Consider the following 19478-nt stretch of genomic DNA (forward strand, 5'->3'; position numbering starts at 1 on the left):
TAAGTGGGAGTAGTCATTGCTTGCTAACTCTAATGGAGAAAGCAAGCTTTTTTTATTTTATTTTTAAGTCTTTAGACCCATATTATTTCAAGAGGGATAATTGGATATTTGTGGAATTATATATTGGTTATGTCTAATTTTCAGGAGTGATTATGAATAATCATGTGATTGAGTCTTTTGATGATTTGCTGTCTGGGGCTATTGAGGAGCCTTCAAGGCGTTTTCAATTTTATAAAGCGTTGGTTGAACTTGAACTGGTCGTTATTGGGTCGGTTGCGGATGATGAGACGCTGAACTTAAAGTACATCGAAGAGGATGGGGAGCTGGTTTTGCCAGTTTTTACGAGCTGGGAAAAGTTCAATGCAATCATCCATTCAGAGTATCCATATGTGAAAATCCCGGCAGAGCTACTTTTGGAAATGACGGGGACAGAAATCCCGTGGGTGTTGAATCCTTTTACCGGTTTGAGTAAGAAAATTATCTGTGAAGAACTTGAAACGATGAAGGACGGCAGAATTCTGCACTATTTTTTCGAACAGTTAAGTGACGAAGAGAAGGAAAGGATTCTGACTGAACAAATAGTGGAGCTCCCCGAAGTTGTGATTGAAAGGTTCCGTTCTTGCCTACAGAAGTTTCCATCTGTAAAAAAAGCTTATCTGGTCAATATATATATCCCATCGGCTGTGGGACGTCCTTTCCCTCTAGTGGCATTGGATGTAGATGACTTGGAAGAAGGTCTGACTCAAGAAGTTTTCGACGCTATAAATCAACGGGCAGAACAGCAGGTTGAAGTATTGATTCTAGATGATGCTATCCCGCTGGCCAGCTCCATTGTGGAAGACACCAGGCCATTTTATTTTCGTGAATCGTTGGAAGAATTCCGGACGATGTTTGATTAGGAGGTTACCGAGTGTCAAGGATTAATATAAAAGTAAATCAGGTGAAGGCGGCCAACAAGGATTTAGTCCATCTATCCTCCCGGGTTGATCGTGTTGGAAACCAGATATCTTCCGTCAGGCATCAGGTGGATGGCAGGATAGTCTCCCGAAGGAGCATAGGCAGGAATTTAAATGAAGCAGCCGCAAAGGTTCGAGAGGCTGAAAAGAAACTGAAAGAAATGCATCAATTCGTTGATGTATCCGTGGATTTGTATGTGAAAGCCGATAAGAAAGCGGATCGATTCAAGGAACCCGAAAAGAAGTCGGTCTGGGACAAAATGAAAGACATGTTTGGAACGGCTAATGATGTTGTATCAGGATTTCGTAAAGGGGTAGCTGATGCTGTTTTTTCAACCTTTGAAGGTATTTGGAACGCCATCACCCATCCCATTGAGACCGCGAAGGGCATCGTTTATGCCGTAAGCCACCCTGTGGAGACCGCCAAAAGCGTCTGGAAATCGATATCAGACTCCTGGAAGAATGACGTCATAAACGGCGATGCCAAAAGTCGATCGCAGTGGTTTGGCCGTGCCATAGGAGAAGTCGCCCTAGCGATCATCGGAACAAAAGGCGTCGACAAGGCTGTTAAGATGGCTAAAGGTGCTAAGGTTGTGGAGGAAGCTGGGGGAGTTAGGCTTGTAAAGCCGGAGACTTCTGGGAAAATAGGTGGCAAGTTTGACATTAAAGAGAAAACTAATAACATAATTACGCCTAAATCTTCTAGTAAAGTTAATTATGGAGAGCATTACACTAGGGAAGGGCGTAAAAAGGTACTAAAGCCAGATATTGAGTACACAAGTAAAGAAGGATACAATTATAGAACAGATAGTCAAGGACGCATAACTAGTGCAGAGGGTACTCTTAATTTAGGTGAGGGTAAAAGAAATTATTATGCCCAGAAAGTTGTAGGACGAGAAGATAGATTACCAGATGATGATGGTGGTCATCTAATTGCGAGTATTTTTAAGGGGTCAGGTGATTTAGATAACCTCGTTCCCATGAATGGGAATTTAAATAAAGGTGAATGGAAAAAGCTTGAAAACACATGGGCCAATGCCATTAAAGAAGGCGATGAAGTAAAAGTCAAAATTACTCCTAACTATGTGGGAGATTCTCAACGCCCAGTAAGTTTTAGTATTAAGTACAAAATTGGCGATGATGATTGGGAAATCAGGAGATTCGATAACGCGCGAGGAGGAAAGTTAAATGAATGAAGAAAAGTTAGGCAAATATTATCAAAGAATAGCAGAGGTAATAGTAGAAACTATTCCAGAGAAATGGTCCAAGGTATACCTGTACGGCGAAATTGTTGAGGGTTCTCAAACTGCTTACTTTTATTATTATCCAGAAAATAATGAAAAACCAGTATACAGCCATGATATCCCAGAGTTATTTACAATGAGTGAAGTCGATTACTCTGAAAACTGGAATATGCTAGTTAACCACATTCAAAGTCTGTGGAATGAGTTTAAGGAAAACGATCAAGAGCCTTGGACGAATCTCACTTTATTTTTGGACAATGAAGGCAATTTTAAAATTGACTATAATTATGATGACTTATCAAATGCAGATTCACACGAAAGAAAAACAATTTGGAAATATAGGCATCTTGGCCTTTCGCCGAAAAGTAACTCAGGTCGGAAGTTTGTAGAAAAGTATCTAAAATCGCTTAAATAAAAAATCAGAAATCTTGGACTCAGTTCTAACCTGAACTTGTATTAAACCCTAAATACCCTTAACAAACCTTGAACTCTTCATGGTTTGTTTTTTTTATAGTGTAGCTCAGGACCGATGCCTGAACAATTTTGCCAAATGGTATAGGGAGTAGAATTTAGTGTTCCATTCCCAAGGCTAGATAGCACAATCTCTTTCCGTTCATCCAGGGTAGTGTTTATTCTTCTAGTACGGCTCTAATTTTTGAAGGACCTGCAGGCTATCAAGGTGTATATATTTAGGTGGTGGAAATCAAATTTTCATATCACAACCTTGGAGGATTAAGGGAGTAGAAGTTATTTCTTCAACTCCAATAAAGTAAAGCTGAAAGAAGGTAAAAGAATGGATATGATACAACAGACAAAAGAATTACATTTGCAATTAAAATTAATTTTAAAAAATGAGAATGATAGAGAAGCCCAGAATATTGTTAATCAATTAGAAGTGGGATTAAGGATTATTGGAGAATTTGAAGGTGGTACTTATGGAGGGGATTTGAGCGAATTATACAAGGATTTAGAAAGAAATTATATAAATATCAACCAGCCCCACGTAGGATTATCCGATTATTTTATTTGGAAAGATGATTATGAGGAAAGAATTAAAGCAAACGAAGATTTAGATACAATTAAAGATAGTCTTCATAAACTGTTTCAAAATTACTAATTACACAGGTGTCCGGAAAACTTTTTGTTATGAGGATTAAAAAGTAATTAGGTGACTAATAGAGGAGCATGGGGAGAGATTCCTTGTGTTCTTTTTGCATATAAGTTGTGTACTGGTTGAACCTTCCCTCCGTCTAATTATTAGCTAATTTGCTGGCAAGTAGTTCGTAGATATTAATCATAATTAAAAAGGTGGATAAAATGATCAGAAACGGTAACTATTGCATCTACAATGGTAAAGAATATGAACTCTCAGAAGATATGGATGATAATTTAATTATAGTAACTGAGAATCCAACTTCCCCAGAAAAACAAGGGTTTAGGGTTTATCGATTACTTCAATAGTGGCGTATATAGTAAAGTTGTTAACCCGAGTGAATTAACAAAATGTTATAGGGTAACCAGTAAGGGGAAGTTAAACGGAAATATTGTTAACATATCGAATGAAAATGGCAATGAATATTTTGTTGGTACCTCAAATGTAGATATAGCCAAAGACTTAGGGGCGGAAAGAACAGATAAATATTATTACGGGAAATGGGTTCCAAAAGAAATGGTACAAGTTTTTGAAGAGATTCAGGAAATCAACATTTAGGTTTACACAGAGGAGATATTATACGTTACCCAAAAGGAACATATATTTTATTGGAAGGATAGGTAGGTAAAATGAAAAAAGAAGAATTGCAGCAATCCTTAATTAGTGCGAATGTTCCCAAGGACTTATACAACTTGAATGGCGGGCTACCTAATGAAACTTTTTGTTTAAATAAAGAAGGTGATATTTGGGAAGTTTACTATAGTGAACGTGGAGTTAAGTCTCAATTAAAGCAATTTCACAATGAAGATGAAGCATGTAATTATTTGTATAGTACAATCTTAGAAGTTTTAGGTATATAAAATCTTTATAATTTATACTAATTTAGCTATTTTTAGATTTTGATTGCGGATACATAGGGTGGTTCTCGTATAGCATTCGGTGTTATAAATTCATAACTGTGTATTATAAAAGGGAAGCAAAATATTGCTTCCTTTAAATTTGGTCGGAGCGAGCCATGGTGATAGGTACTTCTGGCTACTTGTTGAAATGTTAAAGGATATTGGAATGTTGATAAAAATCAGGTAGGTGGAAATGGTGAATAGAGAACAAGCAATGCAAATTATTAACCAAGAAAAATTGAATGGGTATAACTGGTTCGATGATCACGATACGAAGCCAGGTGAAATTGTGATAAGTGAAAATAACGGGAAGTGGCTAGTTTTTACAACAGATGAGAGAGCAAATTCGGTTTCTAGGAAAGATTTTAAAAATATCAACGATGCACTTGAAAATTTCATTAAACGTCTAAGAGCACAAAAGAAATTTAACGATTTATATAGATAAGAGAGTAAGAGGCTTTTTACCGTAAAGGTTGTAGTTTTTCTAAGTCCTAAGAAGTCCTAAATAGTCGTGTTAACCGATATTATGGCGGTGAACGAGAATCCTATATCCTTGTTTATCAAGCATCAGATCGGATTCTAGAACTGCCAACCGTTACATAGATGTAACGGGGTTATTTTCACGAAAGATAAATAGAATGTTAATCAGCATTTTTCAAAAGTCACCTATATATAGATATAAATGTTTAAAACTTCATAATAAATGGATACAAAAAGGATGGAGGGATGAAGATGAAGATACTGATTATTGGCGGCGATGCGGCAGGTATGAGTGCTGCGATGCAAATGGTTCGGAACAACTCTGGCCATGAAATCACTGTATTGGAAAAGGGAGGCGTGTATTCATACGGTCAATGCGGCCTGCCTTATGTGATCAGTGGGAAGATTGAGTCCACAGATGAGTTAATCGCTCGTACTCCGTCTACTTTTAAAGAGAAATATGGCATTGATGCACGTGTATTTCATGAAGTCCAGAAGGTTGATGTGGAAAATAAAATGGTAAGTGGAATAAACCATAGTAATGGTGAAACGTTCAGCCTTCCATATGACCGCCTTCTGATTGCGACTGGTGTAAGCTCGGTCGTTCCAGAGTGGGAAGGTGTGACACTTCCGGGTATTTTCTCACTAAAGACCATCCCTGACGCCAAGGCAATAATGGATTATTTGGAAAGAGATATACATAATGTGACCGTGATTGGCGGCGGATACATTGGGCTTGAAATGGCCGAAAGTTTTGCGGAGCTCGGCAAGAAGGTAACGATCATTGAAAGAAATGAGCAATTAGCCAAAATATTTGATCCAGACATGGCCGAACTGATTCATGAAGAAGCAGTAAGACAAAACATTGTGTTGAAAATGGGTGAATCCGTGGAATCATTCGGTGGAAGTGACCATGTGGAATCGGTGAAAACCGATAAAGGAGAGTATGAAACAGATTTGGTGCTAGTCGCTGTAGGTGTGAAGCCCAATACTTCCTTTTTAGAAGGAACAGGAATCAAAACCATTGGGAATGGTGCAATCCAGGTAAATGCCTATATGCAAACCAGTGTGGAGGATATCTACGGAGCAGGAGATTGTGCCACACAATATCACCGGGTAAAAGAAAAGGATGATCATGTCCCATTGGGAACACATGCCAATAAGCAAGGACAAATCGCCGGATTGAATATGGTTGATGTACATAAAACCTTTAAAGGAATTGTCGGCACTTCCATTATTAAGTTTCTTGATTTAACCCTGGGAAGAACAGGGCTATCAGAAAAAGAGGCCAATATGCTGAACATCCCCTGTGGCTCTGTAACCATTACAGCATCTGATATCGCTGGTTATTATCCCGATGATAAAAAAATGAAATTGAAACTTGTCTATCATAAAGAGACACATAAGGTCCTTGGAGGGCAAATTATTGGAGAAAATGGCGTCGATAAGCGGATCGATGTACTAGCGGCGGCCATATTTCATTCCATGACGACCGAAGAGCTGCTTGATTTAGATCTGGCGTATGCTCCGCCTTATAATGGGGTGTGGGATCCTATTCAGCAGGCGGCTAGGAGAGTGGAGTAAGTGGGATTCTGACTTTATTTTAATCCGGGACAGTCAAAACGGGCCTGAAGTTAAACTACCCGTTGGCAAAAATAAGCTAGTAATTAGCAACACCTACTTGATAAATACTTATAAATCGAATGAGTACGATAAGCAGTTCAAGCTGCTTATCGTATTTTTTTACAGGAAACACCGTACTTTCCTCTAAAAGCTTCATTCTTTTGGTAAAGGATTTAAAATCTGCTCTGTTCCTGTGAAAAAATTAGTTCAGATAAGGGGAATAATGCCGATAAAAACATAAAATAACTGACTAGGAGAGAGAGAACGGATGGAAAGAGAGTTAAGCCAGGTGAGTGACGCAATTAAGTTTGAAGTGAAGCTGAATTCGAAGGTTATCCTACCTTTATAATTTATTTTTCTTAAAATCAAAGAGAAAATTCAAAAGTTTTATTCCTTCAGTATTAAAGAACAAAAAAGTAAATATCAGGTCTTTTCTTTAGTGGTTCTTTACTTAATGGTCTTTTTAGTACTGGAAGGATTGATAAGTTATTTCAGCGGTTCATCTCAATAAAAAAGCAGTCGATGGTCAATATAAACTGAAGTGGCATACGAAGGAGATGTAAGCATGAAGCAAGCTATTATACTATTAGTCTTATCTATTTTTATTGTATCTGGATGTACAAGCTCAAAAGAATCAGCAGAAGAAACTAAAAAAGTTGCAGCTGAAACAAGTGCAAAAACCGAAAAAACACAGGAACAGACATCCGAACTTCCTGTTTCAGAACTTCTGCAAGAAGGACTTTCAACCGGAGAAATTATGGAAGTTGGCATGGATCCCCAATTTGCATATAAGGTGATGGAAATAACCAATAAAATGCAAGCTAACCTGCAGGATAAAAGAGAGTGATTCCTTGAATACGTTGCACAGGTTAAGGAAGGTCAGGAGATGCCATATCACCCGAATTTTGGGATAACAGAAGGGGAATATGAAATTATTCTCAACTCTGATGATTATATGAGGCTGATGAAGAAGGGTGAAACCTCCGTACTGATCGCCAATGAGGAGAATGAATTAACTCTTGCCGCAGACCAGTCAGAGGTCATCAAGAACCTAACTTTCAATTTGAAAAGCAACACGGTTCAAACGAAATACGGAGAGCTTACTTATAAAGGGAAAGTAGAAGCATCGGATAACCAAAAAGTGACCGGTAAATGGTCCGGAGAGAGTTGGGAGTTATCCGAAGGAGATATTAAAAATAAAGAAGATATTAAAACAATGGATGAAAATACTCATTTGAAACTTGTAAAACTTCATGTGGGGAAACTTGAAGAAACAGGATACACACTTGTTTATTTAGAATATGGCGAAATAAAAGACGGAGAAAACATAAGAGCAGAAGAGTTTTTAATTATTAAATAGGTGACGTGATGATAGGTACTATTGTAGGGAAATGAGACATGGGGACGGACCTTTTGCTTCTTTTTTGTGAATGATTATTGGAAGCGAAAGGACCGTCCCTCTGCGTCTTATAGAACCAATAACCGCTGCGTATATGGTTTTAATGACCATAACTGAAACTTTTCTTTTTTTAAGACCAGAAGAAAGAAATGAATTAGTTAGAAAATAAAAATAAGAGCAGGGTTTACATCTGGATAACAATCATATATAATGAATGTTAGTTACCACTAACATTCGTTCTTGTTAGTGACTACTATAATGCACATATAATTGCGTTCGTAACCTCTTTATCATTTCTGGAGATTAGCTTAAGAGAATTTCTATTGTTAGGTGGTTAATAATAAAATTTTTTACAACTAATGTTAGTTATCACTAACTCGCTTTGAGAATAGGAGGAATAAACATGAAAAACATCAAAACCGATGTATGTATTGTAGGTACAGGGCCATCGGGTGCATTACTTGGTTTGTTATTAGCTAAACAAGGACATGAAGTATTGCTTTTAGAGAAGTTCGCTAATCTTGAACGAGATTACCGGGGAGAAATTCTTCAGCCATCTACCCTGCAGCTGCTGGATCAGATTGATCTGCTCGAATATATAATGGAGCAGCCTCATAAGAAAATAGCACAGGGCGGGATCCATTATAAAGGAAAAAGAATAATGGAATTTAAAATGGATGACATTTCAAGAGAATACCCTTATGCCATTCAAATGGCACAATCAACATTCATTCAGGCATTACTAAAAGAGGCAGAAAAATTTCCGAACTTTAAAATGCATTTCAACTCTAATGTTAAAACACTTTTAAAAGATGAAACCGGTCAAGTGATTGGAGTGCAAGGCACCATTGAAAAGGAGCCAGCAGAGGTTTTTGCGAAAGTAACGGTAGGCAGTGATGGAAGACAATCTACAATTAGGAGGGAAGCATCATTTAAGGAAGTTAATGAGCATCACCGCAGTAACTTAATATGGTTCACAATAAATTGGCCATCCCATTTACCTCATGAATTAATGTATATGTTTACTGGGAAAAATAATCTATTCATGATTCCAAAGTACCCAGATAAAATGCAAATAGGATATACATTTACAAAAGAACAACAAGCCAGGGTAAAAGAAAATAATTATAAAGAAATTAAAGATCTTGTAATTGAACAAATTCCGGAATTAAAAGAACGGGTGGAAAACTCAAAACAATTCGTCAAGCTTCAAGTCATTTCCCTGACATTGGACCATTGGGCTTCAGATGGATTAGTTTTGGTTGGAGATGCTGCTCATGTGATGACTCCGATCGGGGTAATAGGAATTAATGTGGCGTTAGCTGATTCTCTTGTAGCTGCTGAAGTCATTCTTGAAGCCCTTAATGAAGGTGATTATTCGGTTAATAAGTTGTCAGAGATAGAAAAGAAGCGCAAGCCGGAAGCCGATGAACTTCAAAGATTACAAATCAAGGTAGAATCATTGATTTTTACCACCAATCCTATTGTATCCAAGTTGCGTCCATATGTCGTACAATTTATGTCCAAAACTCCGCTAGTCAACGTTCTTATGAAAAAGTTTTTCTTCCCTGTAAATCAGAGAAAGGCAGGGTAAGTTAAAAAGGAGTTTTTTTGAGATATATGTTAGTTATTACTAACATTCAAATGTTATATCAAAACGGCCAATCAAAGTTATAACTAACATTCAATCAAAAGGTATAATAAAAATTTCCGCAAAAATGTAAGTTTGTACTAACTTAATTTAGGGGGGAAGCTATGAAAATCCTGACGTTTTTATCTGAGATGATCCGAAAGAATCCTATGAAGCTTATTATCCTATCTATTGTCGCTGTCCTGCTTTTTGCTGCTGGTGCACCTGCAATGAAAATGGCTACAGGCAATGAAACTCTGATTGAGGAGGATACGAAAGCCTATAAGGATAACCTTGCGTTGGAAGAAGAGTTTGGGGGTGAATCGATTCTTGTATTATACGAAGCTGAAAAATCTGAGGACCTCTTAACAATCGATACTGTTAACCACATGGCGGGATTGGAAAAAAAGCTCGGTTCTTATGAGGATATTTATACGGTTATAAGCCCTAATACGATGATCAATCAGATATCTATCAAGCAGTCCGAAAAATACAAGGAAGGTCTTGATGAAGTCATTTCTGGTTTGGACAAAATGGGCAGCAGCTTGACTGATATAAGCAAAAAGCTGAACCAGAATGCCGGAGGACAGCCGCCCGGCGGAAAAAATATCGAACAGAACCTGAATGAGTTGAACAATGGATTAAGTAAAATGATCGATGGGCAGAAAAAGCTGTCTGCTGGAACTGCACAGATGGCGAATGGCTATACGCAAATGGGTGGACAATTGCATGAGGCTGCTCTGAACATGCAAAAAGTCAGCGAGCAGCTGGGCCAATCGCTTGATTCAAATCCGCAACAGCAAAAACAGGTTCAGCAGCTGATCCAGATGAGCAATCAGTTCGTCCAGCTGTCGGAAAAAATGAATGAAGCCTCCGTGAAGGGTTCGAAAATGACGGCCATACCTGAAAATACGATTAAAGGGCTAAACGGGATGCAACAGGGGCTTAATAGTCAAAAAGCGACCTTCAGTGAATTGAATAAGAAGCAAGCAAGCCAATTGAATGATTTAAAAACATTGTCTGCCGGACTTTCGGATATGGGGAGCAATTTGGGCAGAATCAGCGAAAACCTGGAAACAATGGTTTCCTATTCGGATAATATGTCCCCGGGCCTTCCGCAACAACAAAAAACGCTGGATAAAATGATTTATGAAGAAAATGGTGACCTTCGCGATTTATTCAGTGAGGTAATTGTAGACGAAAAGTACATGCTTTTCATCGTGAAGCTGGAAGGGAATGTTGATGACTCGGTGAAAAGTGAGATTTCAGGCGCGATTAAAGAATATCTGGATGATAATAAATTGGAAAACGTCGAAACGATGGTGTCAGGAAAGCCGGTGCTTGACGATGCGATCAGGACTTCAATGAAGGAGAGCATGCAAAAAATGATGGGTCTGTCCATCCTGTTCATGATCCTTGTTTTAACGCTCGTCTTCAAGGTCAGATGGAGATTGCTTCCGCTTGTGGTCATTTTGCTGGCGGTTGTCGCAACTGTAGGTTTGATGGGATGGCTGAGCATTCCGATGACAATGGTTTCAATGGCTGTATTCCCGATTTTAATTGGGCTTGGCATTGACTATGCGATCCAGTTCCAGAGCCGCTATTCAGAGGAACTGGACACAAGGGGTGAAGTATAATGGAAAAAAACAATAAACAGAAAAGCATTTTAAGTTTAAAACAAACCGTCAAACACATAGTGCCTGCTGTTATGACAGCCATTATTGCAACAGGGCTTGGCTTTATGGCGCTATTTACCTCACCTGTTCCCATGATCCAGGATTTCGGGAAAATGCTGACACTTGGAATCGTCATCAGCTTTTTTGCCGGCTTATTCCTTTTGATTCCAATTCTATTTACAAGGGACCATTTTTTTGCAAAAGAAAGCAAGAAAGGCATCAAAACAGGTGAATCGTCAAAATCAGAGAGATTACTTGAGGGATTGACAAAGAAAGTAATTTCTTTAAAATGGCTGGTCATCTTTCTAGCTCTATCAACGGCGGTTTTTGGCATATGGGGAGATTTAAAAGCGGGAGTAGAGACCGATGTAGAAACTTTCATGCCGCAGGATACACAGGAATTAAAGGATATTCACAAATTAAGAGATATACTTGGAACAACCGATCAGGTAACGATTATGTACAGCACCGACAATGTACTGGATAAAGAAACAATCAACTGGACAGACCGAATGACAGAATCAATCAGTAATGAATATCCTGAAGTAGTAGTAGAAACAAAGTCGATTGCAAGTGTCCTGGAACAGACAAATGACGGGAAGATTCCAGAGGATCCAGAGGGAATTGTAAATGATATGCCCGAGGATCAGGTTAAGCTTCTGGTGAATGAAGGACGGACAAAGGGCGTTATCACTGTTGGCATTAAACATCTTGAGGCGAGCGAACTGAAAGAGTTTATCGGCAATCTGGAATCCTATGTTGAAGACGAGGAGCAGAATGGCATCGATACAACTGTTACTGGCAAATCGGTACTGGATGTTGAAATGGTATCTTCGCTGACAACCGGGCGTCATGATATGACCTTGCTTGGAATTGGCCTTGTCTTCATTGGACTTTTGGCGATTTACAGACATCCCGTAAAGGCCTTTATTCCGCTGCTTCCCATTCTTTTCATTGTTGGGTGGTCTGGAGGCATCATGTATTTGTTTGATATTAGCTATACACCGCTTACTGCCACACTTGGCGCTTTGATTATCGGAATAGGGACAGAGTTTACCATTTTGATCATGGAGCGTTTTTATGAGGAAAGGAAAAAAGGTTACTCTGGCATTGAAGCAATATTGATTGCCAACAAAAAAATTGGCAAGGCAGTTTTAGCTTCAGGGTTATCTGTAATAGGAGGCTTTAGTGCCCTTCTTGTTTCAGACTTCGTTATTTTAAGTAATTTTGGTATGATGACCTTAATAAACGTTTTCTTTTCACTGATCAGCACAATCATTGTCATGCCTGCGATACTGGTCCTTCTAGACAGGCTGGTAAAGACTAAAACGAAAGCTGAGAAGGAAGTGCAAACAAAAACGGGGTGAACGTGGTTTGAGAGATAAAACAGACCAAATTATAAAAGCTGCAATAAATGTCTTTATCAAAAAAGGGTTTTTGCAATCAACTACCCAGGAAATAGCCAAAGAAGCAGATGTTGCAGAGGTTACCTTATACCGGAAATTTTCAACGAAGCAAAATTTATTCGAGACAGTTATTAAGAAATCACTGGAGAATCACTTCAAAACCAGGATATTTAAACTGGCTGAAGAGGAAACCGGCCGATTTTTTGAAGAAATCCTCGATGAACGTCTGGAGGTAATATCCAAGAACCATCAATTGATTAAAATGCTTGTTTCCGAAAGCATGATGGGGAACTTGACTGGTGATCTTGATTTTCCGAGCGTCATTTATAATGGATTGAAGGCAGGAATCCAGCTGCATTTTGAAAAACGAAACATTGCCGCCGATCCAGGGATCTTTGCACACCAGATTACCGGCATCCTTGTCAGCAATGTTCTATTTGTAAAGGAGACACCCTATTACAAATTAACAAAAGAAGAAAAACAGAAGATTTTGGACCATTATACAACTTCATTAATGGCCAATTTATAAGTAGGATTATCGAGAAGTGATGGGTTTTTAAACACACCTTTAATATAGAACTTGATAAAATCACCGAAAATAAAATGAATAAGCAGGCTGTACGTTTGCATCGATCCACTAGGATTGATGCAATTTTTTTGCAAACTTTTAGCATCAAAGAGTCTTTGTTAAGCTCACTTAATTTATAGCATTAACACTTATTTAAACTGGATGGTAACCGGGGTTTTCATTTTTTTACAGTGTTTGAAATAATTTACTTTTTATGGTAATATTCAGAATATAATGATAGAACTTTTTGCGATCTCATGGAGGTGGGTTTAATGGATTTTTTGTCTTGGTATGATTGGATAACACCAACTAATCCTTTAGCATCTATATTTTTTGGTATTCTATTTACGATTATTTTAGGAATTACAGTATGGGTTGATACTAAGCAATTAAGAACAGTATTCGTCACTGCCATAACAGGGATTGCTGTAACTGGAATTGGAGTTGTAATTTTAAATGCCATTGGCTTTTATGTCTAAAATTCCCGTTATGCCAAGTAAATTCTTATGAATATGCAGGAGCCATGGGGTCGAGCCCTTTGCTCCTTTTTTGCATTGTAGAAAGGTTTGCAAGACAGAAAGGAGTTTGTGATGAAGACGGTAAAAGCCCGGTCGGGACATATAACTCAAGAAGAGATGCAAAAGAACTTCAGATTTGTAACTATTGCGCTTTTCATAATCAGTCTATTTATTTCAGTGATAAATATATCGTCAATCTCAACGCTGCCAAGTTGGTTGAATATAAGTTTCATTAGTCTACTAATCTGTTCAATTGTAATCTTCGGTTATGGAGTATCACTTTTTAAAAAGAGCATATCCTGGTTTAATGGAGGACTCCAAATCTTCTTTTTCCTCCTTGTCATAAGCTTGCAGCTCCTCCTGACTTCAACTGGAATGTATACAATTGGAGTCAGGGAGGGGCAAATTATCGAGGAAGTTAACTACTCCCAGTTAACCTTAGTCGTATATTTTGCTAGTGCTGTCATTTATGTTGTTTTGTCTCTATTTATCTCTTCCCCAAAAATACGGAGAATGAATAGTTACAAAGCCTATGTAACAGGAACAATTTTAGCAGTGGTAACTATTGCGTTAATATTTTTAATGCTCAATGTCATAAGATATAAAATCTTCACCCAGCCAGATATGGTAAAGGAATCTTATCAGTTTTTTATTGGTGCTGTCCTGGCACTTTTTCCGGCGACAGTATTAGGAATTAGTATGATCCGTGCAAAATAGCGGAAGGGAAAGAGGAACGATGATCTTGTTCCATTCAGGAGTCGAAATAAAAGCTGAATGATGACTAAATAACCTAAGGGAAGCTAATAATGCTTCCCTTTAAATTCGAATAGAGACATGCAGGTGTTTTTTTTATTCATATTCATATAGCTAACAAAAGGATTGGGAACATCCCAGACTTTTTCCTTTATATACTATTAATAAACTGTTAATAAACATCTTTCTGGTGCTCATAACAATAAATCTTCCCATTGAATTTATGGTTTGATAAACATTATGATTTAACTTTATCAGACACGGATTTATTGCAGATTGAACAAGTTGATTGAGTGGGGTTGTATGTAGTATCAGCCTTTAATGCCTGTTCGTGTTCTCGTCTAATTGCAGGGTCTTTTATATTTGTATCTGAAAATGCATTGTAAGCCATTGAAATCTCGCTCTCGCTTAAGAGAGGTTCTTTGTGCTGGAATTTTTAAAACGGAAACCTTTCGGTGAATGAACTCTGATAACTCGATATCATAAACGATCAGTTCGTTTGACTGTATTTTCCGGTAATCCAAATCAACTTTAAACGTAGCTCGTTTAGTAAAAGAAACAAATGATACAAAGAACTCCTCGTACTTTTGATCAATCAAGGATGATAGTGCTTTTATATGCCCGTAGTTTTGGACGAACGGGTTCATCATTTTGAACTTTCCATTGACTGACCATGTTTTTCTGTCTTTCCCGCCGTATATCGTTCCTTGAAAATTTTTCGTTTCAATGACAAAAATGCCGTATGGTGTGAGCACAACATGGTCAATCTGTGAATATCCTGACTTTGCTTTTGGGTTCATTATCAGAAGGTCACTTAAGTACCGGCAGTCCTTTGGCAGCTGATCTAGCTGTATATCAATCTTGTATTCTCCAATTTTACCTTTTCTTACGGCAACCTGTTTTGGAGCAACAGTTCTCGCCTTTTCAGGAGTTGCCTCTGTCTTTTGCTTCTTCAAGAAATTAAGAAATAATAACATGATTCTCTCTCCTTGCTGTAAAGTATCCTCTCTTATACTTTCGTTCTAATACTCTCTTTATTTAAGCTTTTATTTGATATAATGGAAAAAATAACTAATTTTACTGCTTGAGTTTAGGAACTTATTTTACTATTGAAGGGTGACTTATATGGAACTGGAGCAAATACTAAAAACAATTGATCGAGCTATCAAAAATATTTGGTTAAGTAAAATTTCAAAAGACCATGGTTTATTTTATCTTTTAAAAGAAGACACTTTAAAAAACGCTCTCTATTTCCATTTGCGAACGAAACTCGCAAGTTTATTAGAAAAGCATAATTTAAGGATTTTCACAGAATTTTATCATGGTGGATTTATTGCGGATCTTGCCATTGTACAATTGAAAGATGATCCTAGTGATAGTGATCATTTAAAGGATGGCATCGAAAATGTCCTGGCAATCGTGGAGTTGAAGTATAAAGCAGGCGGTGCAATGAAGTTTTTCGAAGACGATGTACTAAAAATAAAGAACTATATAGATGCCACACCATCAGCCACTACTCAGTACTATTTAGCCTTTATCCATGAAGCGGAATACGAATATGTTGAAGATGACTCTTGGCTGACACTCGAGCAACAAGTATGGGCAAAAGATCGATTAACAGAGTTATCGGGTCACTACGTAGATGGTAAAATGACCTGGACAGTACTGTCTCATAGCGTAGAAGGAGTTTTAATATGAAGCTGGTTGCATGGAATGCTTCTATGCGATTCAGAGATAAAATTGATAATATAGCTCCATTCAACGCAGACATTTTAGTTATCCCGGAATGTGAAGCCTCAGAAAAATGGAGAGGGAAAAATCATCATAAGAATATTAATCAATTTCTCTGGTTTGGTGACAATTTGAATAAGGGCATTGGAATTCTCAATTTAAATGATGCCTTTAATATAAAATTGCATCCATCCTATAATAAGGATTTTCGGTATATTGTTCCTTTAATTGTTACTGGAAAACAAAGTTTCCTGCTGTTTGCGGTTTGGTCTCAATTTACAAAGAGCAGGTTTGATAGTTATATAGGGCAAATATTCCTTGCCTTAAAGTATTATGAAGCCTTACTTAAGGAGCCTTGTATTATTGTGGGTGATTGGAACAGTAATAAAATCTTTGATCATATTAAACGGGTAGGAACCCACTCAGAGGTAGTTGACCTTCTGGAGAAAGTAAATATTAAAAGTGTATATCATCATTTGTTTAATGAGGAACAAGGTCTTGAATTACAGCCAACGCATTATTTTAGGAAGAGTAAATCTAGCCCATTTCACATTGACTTTATTTTTGCATCAGAGACACTCCTTAAACAGGTAAGAAACTTCGAAATTGGAACCTATGATGAATGGATTAGTTTCAGTGATCATATGCCGATATTTATGGAACTTAATTCTGAATTGGGTGATTGAGAAAACGAGTTTCTATTTTCTCGCAAGCTTTTATTATTAATCATAAAAAGAGGCAGCCAAATCTCATGAAAACTTCTATTTTAAATACTTCCCGTGTTGATTTAAACTAAAGTCATTAAGCAAGTTAAAAGAAATGAAGTGATAAAATGAAACTTAAAATACAAGTTCCCTTTTTTATAGTCGGACTTATACTTTTTAGTTACGGTATAGCTGTGGCAATCAAGGTTAAGTACTTAGGGGTCCACCCTTGGGATGTATTGAATATTGCACTTTATGATAAGTTTGGGTTAACAATCGGAACATGGAACGTGATTTTTGGTATCATGTTAGTTCTTGTAACGCTTTTGATTGATCGTTCTTATGTTAATATTGGTACTTTTATTAATGCGCTGATGGTTGGCACGATGGTTGACTTTTTTCTCTGGCTGGATATCTTGCCCCAGGCTTCCACGCTCATGTTTGATGTTTTGGTGTTGCTGCTTGGTGTGGTGATCATGGGTATCGGAGGCGGAATGTATAATGCTGCTCGAATCGGATCAGGGCCCAGAGACGGATTTATGCTGGCGATTTCAGTTAAGCACGGGTATTCAATCAGCAGAGTGCGAATGATTGTGGAGAGTATTGTGCTGGTGGTTGCCCTGTTACTGGGCGGGCCGGTCTTTATTTTCACCTTTGTTTATACATTTATCCAGAGTCCAATTTTCCAGGCTTCTTACAAGGTCTGTACAAGATGGATTGAAAAGTTTTCTGGGTCAATAAACAAAAAGGTGATTTCTATGTAATAAAACAGAGACTTGTGGCAGTTTTGTGGGACAGCTGAGCCGTCTTGCTGTCTTTTCTGAGTGTAGTGTAAATTACTAAAATTAAGCATTAAAGGAGTAAAAACGTGCTGCATCGTATGGGTTTGTATGAAGAATACTTTCAATCGATCATTGAGGGGAAGAAGAAAGTAGAAGTTCGTTTGAACGATGAAAAGAGACGAAAAATTCAAGTTGGCGATCTGATCGAATTTGTTAAGGTGCCTGAACCAGATGAAACATTGACTGTAAAAGTAACAGAACTGCGGAGCTATGGTACCTTTAAAGAGATGTATGATAACATTCCGTTCCATGACTTTGATTGTGAAGGTTGGACAATGAAAGAGATGCTAGACGGCACTTATGAAATTTATACTCCATAGCAGGAGATGCAATGGGGAGCTTTAGCAATCACAATTAAATTTCAACAGAAAAGCAATGGAGAATAAGTTCCGTTGCTTTTTTTATTTATCCTGCAGAAAGTTTAGCGTGGGACATTCATTTTCATATTAAACTAATTAAAATAATTCTTAAAAATAACTGTAATAAGTGAAATAAATGTTGTACGGTTTCGACTAATTTATAAGTATAAAAAATTGATGGGAAAATGGAGTTGACCAGCTGATGATTAGCAACAAAATTTCAGAGTGGTTTTACTTGTACAACAAAGATATATACCATTTTTTAGTTTATTATATCGGGTCAAGTGATGTGGAAGATCTTGTGCAGGAAGTTTTTATCCGGGCAATTAAAGGCTTTGATACGTATCAGGAAAAATCAAGTCCTAAAACCTGGCTTTTTTCGATTGCGCGCCATGTGGGGATAGATGAAATTAGAAAAAGGAAGCGTTTTAGGGTGAAGCAAATGATCAGGTTCTGGGATGACCAAACAGATCAGGCTTCGCCTGAGAAAATCCTCCAGCTTAATGAAAATAACAGATTGCTTTATCAAGCAGTCCAATCGCTTAAAACAAATTATCGGGACGTCATCATCCTTAGAGGGATTAAAGAACTTTCTGTATCTGAAACAGCATCCATTTTAAATTGGACTGAAAATAAGGTGCGTATTACCTACCATCGTGCGTTAAAGATCCTGCAAAAAAGCGAAGGAGGATTTTCACTATGAAAGACCATGAGAAATTTTATGATTTAGAGAGAAAAATCAAATCATTACCAGAACCTGATTATGATAAAAAGTTTACTAAAGATACACAAGATATGATCCATCAAAATCTGCTGCAATTTGCAAGGTCAAATGATAAGAAGAAAAAAAGGAGAGCTGCGATCATGAAAAGGTTTTTTGCTGGTTTAGCAAGTGTTGCTGCTATATTGCTATTCGCCATTCTTATTAGTCCGTTTAATGAGGAACGTCCATCAAGTCCTGATTCAAATGAACAAGGGCAACAAAGCGAGGAACATCCTCCAATAGATGAAAACAAAGTGGACGATAATAAAGATCCTCTGGATCAGAACGAACCTGATGATAAAGTAACAGATACTATTCTTTATGAAAATACAGAATATGGATTCAACTTTGAGCTTCCAAAAAGTTGGGAGGGTTACAAGATTGTCTCTGATTCCTGGGAAGGTATTTCTACTAATCAACAAATAATTGAAAGTGGCCAAATCCTTTCAATTAGACATCCTAAATGGACGGAGGAAAAACCGAAACAAGATATTCCGATCATGATTTTTACACTTAATCAGTGGTCCTTACTTGAAAAGGAAGAATTTCATATTGGAGCAGCACCTGTTCGCCCATCAATCCTGGGACAAAATAATGAGTATGTTTTTGCACTTCCACCCAGATATAACTATGCATTTCCAGAGGGGTATGAAGAAGTAGAAAACATTTTAGAAAACAATCCACTTCAACCGCAAAATGCAGAATAAAAGACATTCAAAAATAATAAATGAAAACCAGGACGAACAGAAGAAAAAGCATGTTCATTCATTAAAT

22 protein-coding genes are annotated in these 19478 nt (G+C 37.5%); 21 read left to right on the top strand and 1 reads right to left on the bottom strand.

Annotation, left to right across the window (positions count from 1 at the left end; all coding sequences use genetic code 11):
* Positions 1 to 152 precede the first annotated feature (152 nt).
* From M3593_RS17230 to M3593_RS17300, 15 genes are all read left to right on the top strand, one after another.
* Positions 153 to 899 (top strand): enhanced serine sensitivity protein SseB C-terminal domain-containing protein, encoded by a 747-nt coding sequence (locus M3593_RS17230; protein WP_251543540.1) that lies wholly within the window; start codon positions 153 to 155, stop codon positions 897 to 899.
* An 11-nt stretch (positions 900 to 910) separates the two neighbouring features.
* Positions 911 to 2152, top strand: coding sequence for a DNA/RNA non-specific endonuclease (locus M3593_RS24295; RefSeq protein ID WP_251543538.1), 1242 nt, complete (start codon positions 911 to 913; stop codon positions 2150 to 2152).
* A complete protein-coding gene (locus tag M3593_RS17240) occupies positions 2145 to 2615 on the top strand; it encodes an antitoxin YezG family protein (protein WP_251543536.1) in 471 nt (156 codons plus the stop codon). Before M3593_RS24295 ends, M3593_RS17240 begins: the two co-directional genes overlap by 8 nt.
* A 378-nt stretch (positions 2616 to 2993) precedes the next feature.
* Positions 2994 to 3317 carry a hypothetical protein gene (locus M3593_RS17245; protein WP_251543534.1) on the top strand — a complete coding sequence of 108 codons (324 nt, stop codon included), beginning with the start codon at positions 2994 to 2996 and terminating at the stop codon, positions 3315 to 3317.
* Between the two features lie 665 nt (positions 3318 to 3982).
* Positions 3983 to 4213 carry a hypothetical protein gene (locus M3593_RS17250; RefSeq protein ID WP_251543532.1) on the top strand — a complete coding sequence of 77 codons (231 nt, stop codon included), beginning with the start codon at positions 3983 to 3985 and terminating at the stop codon, positions 4211 to 4213.
* Between the two features lie 232 nt (positions 4214 to 4445).
* On the top strand, positions 4446 to 4697 hold the full coding sequence (locus M3593_RS17255; RefSeq protein WP_251543530.1) for an Imm59 family immunity protein: 252 nt from the start codon (positions 4446 to 4448) through the stop codon (positions 4695 to 4697).
* Between the two features lie 287 nt (positions 4698 to 4984).
* Positions 4985 to 6316 carry a CoA-disulfide reductase gene (locus M3593_RS17260; protein WP_251543528.1) on the top strand — a complete coding sequence of 444 codons (1332 nt, stop codon included), beginning with the start codon at positions 4985 to 4987 and terminating at the stop codon, positions 6314 to 6316.
* A 604-nt stretch (positions 6317 to 6920) separates the two neighbouring features.
* The gene (locus M3593_RS17265) at positions 6921 to 7202 is read left to right on the top strand and encodes a hypothetical protein (protein ID WP_251543527.1); all 282 of its coding nucleotides are present in this window, start codon (positions 6921 to 6923) and stop codon (positions 7200 to 7202) included.
* A 39-nt stretch (positions 7203 to 7241) separates the two neighbouring features.
* Complete coding sequence (locus M3593_RS17270) at positions 7242 to 7715, top strand: hypothetical protein (RefSeq protein ID WP_251543525.1); 474 nt, start codon at positions 7242 to 7244, stop codon at positions 7713 to 7715.
* Between the two features lie 442 nt (positions 7716 to 8157).
* A complete protein-coding gene (locus M3593_RS17275; protein WP_251543523.1) occupies positions 8158 to 9348 on the top strand; it encodes an FAD-dependent monooxygenase in 1191 nt (396 codons plus the stop codon).
* 161 nt (positions 9349 to 9509) lie between these two features.
* A complete protein-coding gene (locus tag M3593_RS17280; RefSeq protein WP_251543521.1) occupies positions 9510 to 11021 on the top strand; it encodes an MMPL family transporter in 1512 nt (503 codons plus the stop codon).
* On the top strand, positions 11021 to 12427 hold the full coding sequence (locus M3593_RS17285; RefSeq protein WP_251543519.1) for an efflux RND transporter permease subunit: 1407 nt from the start codon (positions 11021 to 11023) through the stop codon (positions 12425 to 12427). Before M3593_RS17280 ends, M3593_RS17285 begins: the two co-directional genes overlap by 1 nt.
* A gap of 7 nt (positions 12428 to 12434) precedes the next feature.
* Positions 12435 to 12995, top strand: coding sequence for a TetR/AcrR family transcriptional regulator (locus M3593_RS17290; protein WP_251543517.1), 561 nt, complete (start codon positions 12435 to 12437; stop codon positions 12993 to 12995).
* 311 nt (positions 12996 to 13306) lie between these two features.
* Positions 13307 to 13513 carry a hypothetical protein gene (locus M3593_RS17295; RefSeq protein WP_251543516.1) on the top strand — a complete coding sequence of 69 codons (207 nt, stop codon included), beginning with the start codon at positions 13307 to 13309 and terminating at the stop codon, positions 13511 to 13513.
* Positions 13514 to 13624: 111 nt separating this feature from the next.
* On the top strand, positions 13625 to 14269 hold the full coding sequence (locus tag M3593_RS17300) for a hypothetical protein (RefSeq protein ID WP_251543514.1): 645 nt from the start codon (positions 13625 to 13627) through the stop codon (positions 14267 to 14269).
* A gap of 377 nt (positions 14270 to 14646) precedes the next feature.
* Here the strand turns inward: M3593_RS17300 and M3593_RS17305 are convergent, their stop codons facing one another.
* The gene (locus M3593_RS17305) at positions 14647 to 15282 is read right to left on the bottom strand and encodes a nuclease-related domain-containing protein (protein ID WP_251543512.1); all 636 of its coding nucleotides are present in this window, start codon (positions 15280 to 15282) and stop codon (positions 14647 to 14649) included.
* Between the two features lie 148 nt (positions 15283 to 15430).
* On the opposite strand from M3593_RS17305, the gene M3593_RS17310 reads away from it, so the two are divergent.
* The 6 genes from M3593_RS17310 (at position 15431) to M3593_RS17335 (ending at position 19411) form a co-directional block, all read left to right on the top strand.
* Positions 15431 to 16003 (top strand): hypothetical protein, encoded by a 573-nt coding sequence (locus M3593_RS17310; RefSeq protein WP_251543510.1) that lies wholly within the window; start codon positions 15431 to 15433, stop codon positions 16001 to 16003.
* Complete coding sequence (locus tag M3593_RS17315) at positions 16000 to 16722, top strand: endonuclease/exonuclease/phosphatase family protein (RefSeq protein WP_251543508.1); 723 nt, start codon at positions 16000 to 16002, stop codon at positions 16720 to 16722. Before M3593_RS17310 ends, M3593_RS17315 begins: the two co-directional genes overlap by 4 nt.
* 146 nt (positions 16723 to 16868) lie before the next feature.
* Positions 16869 to 17504 (top strand): YczE/YyaS/YitT family protein, encoded by a 636-nt coding sequence (locus M3593_RS17320; protein ID WP_251543506.1) that lies wholly within the window; start codon positions 16869 to 16871, stop codon positions 17502 to 17504.
* A gap of 104 nt (positions 17505 to 17608) precedes the next feature.
* A complete protein-coding gene (locus tag M3593_RS17325; protein ID WP_251543504.1) occupies positions 17609 to 17902 on the top strand; it encodes an ASCH domain-containing protein in 294 nt (97 codons plus the stop codon).
* Positions 17903 to 18143: 241 nt separating this feature from the next.
* Positions 18144 to 18644, top strand: coding sequence for an RNA polymerase sigma factor (locus tag M3593_RS17330; protein ID WP_251543502.1), 501 nt, complete (start codon positions 18144 to 18146; stop codon positions 18642 to 18644).
* Entirely contained in the window at positions 18641 to 19411 is a 771-nt protein-coding gene (locus M3593_RS17335) for a hypothetical protein (protein ID WP_251543500.1), read from the top strand. Before M3593_RS17330 ends, M3593_RS17335 begins: the two co-directional genes overlap by 4 nt.
* Positions 19412 to 19478: the final 67 nt, after the last annotated feature.

Source organism: Mesobacillus sp. MER 48, assembly GCF_023714225.1.
Classification (GTDB): domain Bacteria; phylum Bacillota; class Bacilli; order Bacillales; family Cytobacillaceae; genus Mesobacillus; species Mesobacillus oceanisediminis_A.

Excerpts from the sequence above, each read along its gene's own strand:
- M3593_RS17240 (WP_251543536.1), top strand. The coding sequence starts at position 2,145 with ATGAATGAAGAAAAGTTAGGCAAATATTATCAAAGAATAGCAGAGGTA.
- M3593_RS17295 (WP_251543516.1), top strand. The coding sequence starts at position 13,307 with ATGGATTTTTTGTCTTGGTATGATTGGATAACACCAACTAATCCTTTA.
- M3593_RS17230 (WP_251543540.1), top strand. The coding sequence starts at position 153 with ATGAATAATCATGTGATTGAGTCTTTTGATGATTTGCTGTCTGGGGCT.
- M3593_RS17265 (WP_251543527.1), top strand. The coding sequence starts at position 6,921 with ATGAAGCAAGCTATTATACTATTAGTCTTATCTATTTTTATTGTATCT.
- M3593_RS17315 (WP_251543508.1), top strand. The coding sequence starts at position 16,000 with ATGAAGCTGGTTGCATGGAATGCTTCTATGCGATTCAGAGATAAAATT.
- M3593_RS17275 (WP_251543523.1), top strand. The coding sequence starts at position 8,158 with ATGAAAAACATCAAAACCGATGTATGTATTGTAGGTACAGGGCCATCG.
- M3593_RS17310 (WP_251543510.1), top strand. The coding sequence starts at position 15,431 with ATGGAACTGGAGCAAATACTAAAAACAATTGATCGAGCTATCAAAAAT.
- M3593_RS17300 (WP_251543514.1), top strand. The coding sequence starts at position 13,625 with ATGAAGACGGTAAAAGCCCGGTCGGGACATATAACTCAAGAAGAGATG.
- M3593_RS17320 (WP_251543506.1), top strand. The coding sequence starts at position 16,869 with ATGAAACTTAAAATACAAGTTCCCTTTTTTATAGTCGGACTTATACTT.
- M3593_RS17260 (WP_251543528.1), top strand. The coding sequence starts at position 4,985 with ATGAAGATACTGATTATTGGCGGCGATGCGGCAGGTATGAGTGCTGCG.
- M3593_RS17285 (WP_251543519.1), top strand. The coding sequence starts at position 11,021 with ATGGAAAAAAACAATAAACAGAAAAGCATTTTAAGTTTAAAACAAACC.
- M3593_RS17270 (WP_251543525.1), top strand. The coding sequence starts at position 7,242 with ATGCCATATCACCCGAATTTTGGGATAACAGAAGGGGAATATGAAATT.
- M3593_RS17280 (WP_251543521.1), top strand. The coding sequence starts at position 9,510 with ATGAAAATCCTGACGTTTTTATCTGAGATGATCCGAAAGAATCCTATG.
- M3593_RS17255 (WP_251543530.1), top strand. The coding sequence starts at position 4,446 with ATGGTGAATAGAGAACAAGCAATGCAAATTATTAACCAAGAAAAATTG.
- M3593_RS17335 (WP_251543500.1), top strand. The coding sequence starts at position 18,641 with ATGAAAGACCATGAGAAATTTTATGATTTAGAGAGAAAAATCAAATCA.
- M3593_RS17305 (WP_251543512.1), bottom strand. The coding sequence starts at position 15,282 with ATGTTATTATTTCTTAATTTCTTGAAGAAGCAAAAGACAGAGGCAACT.
- M3593_RS17330 (WP_251543502.1), top strand. The coding sequence starts at position 18,144 with ATGATTAGCAACAAAATTTCAGAGTGGTTTTACTTGTACAACAAAGAT.
- M3593_RS17250 (WP_251543532.1), top strand. The coding sequence starts at position 3,983 with ATGAAAAAAGAAGAATTGCAGCAATCCTTAATTAGTGCGAATGTTCCC.
- M3593_RS17245 (WP_251543534.1), top strand. The coding sequence starts at position 2,994 with ATGGATATGATACAACAGACAAAAGAATTACATTTGCAATTAAAATTA.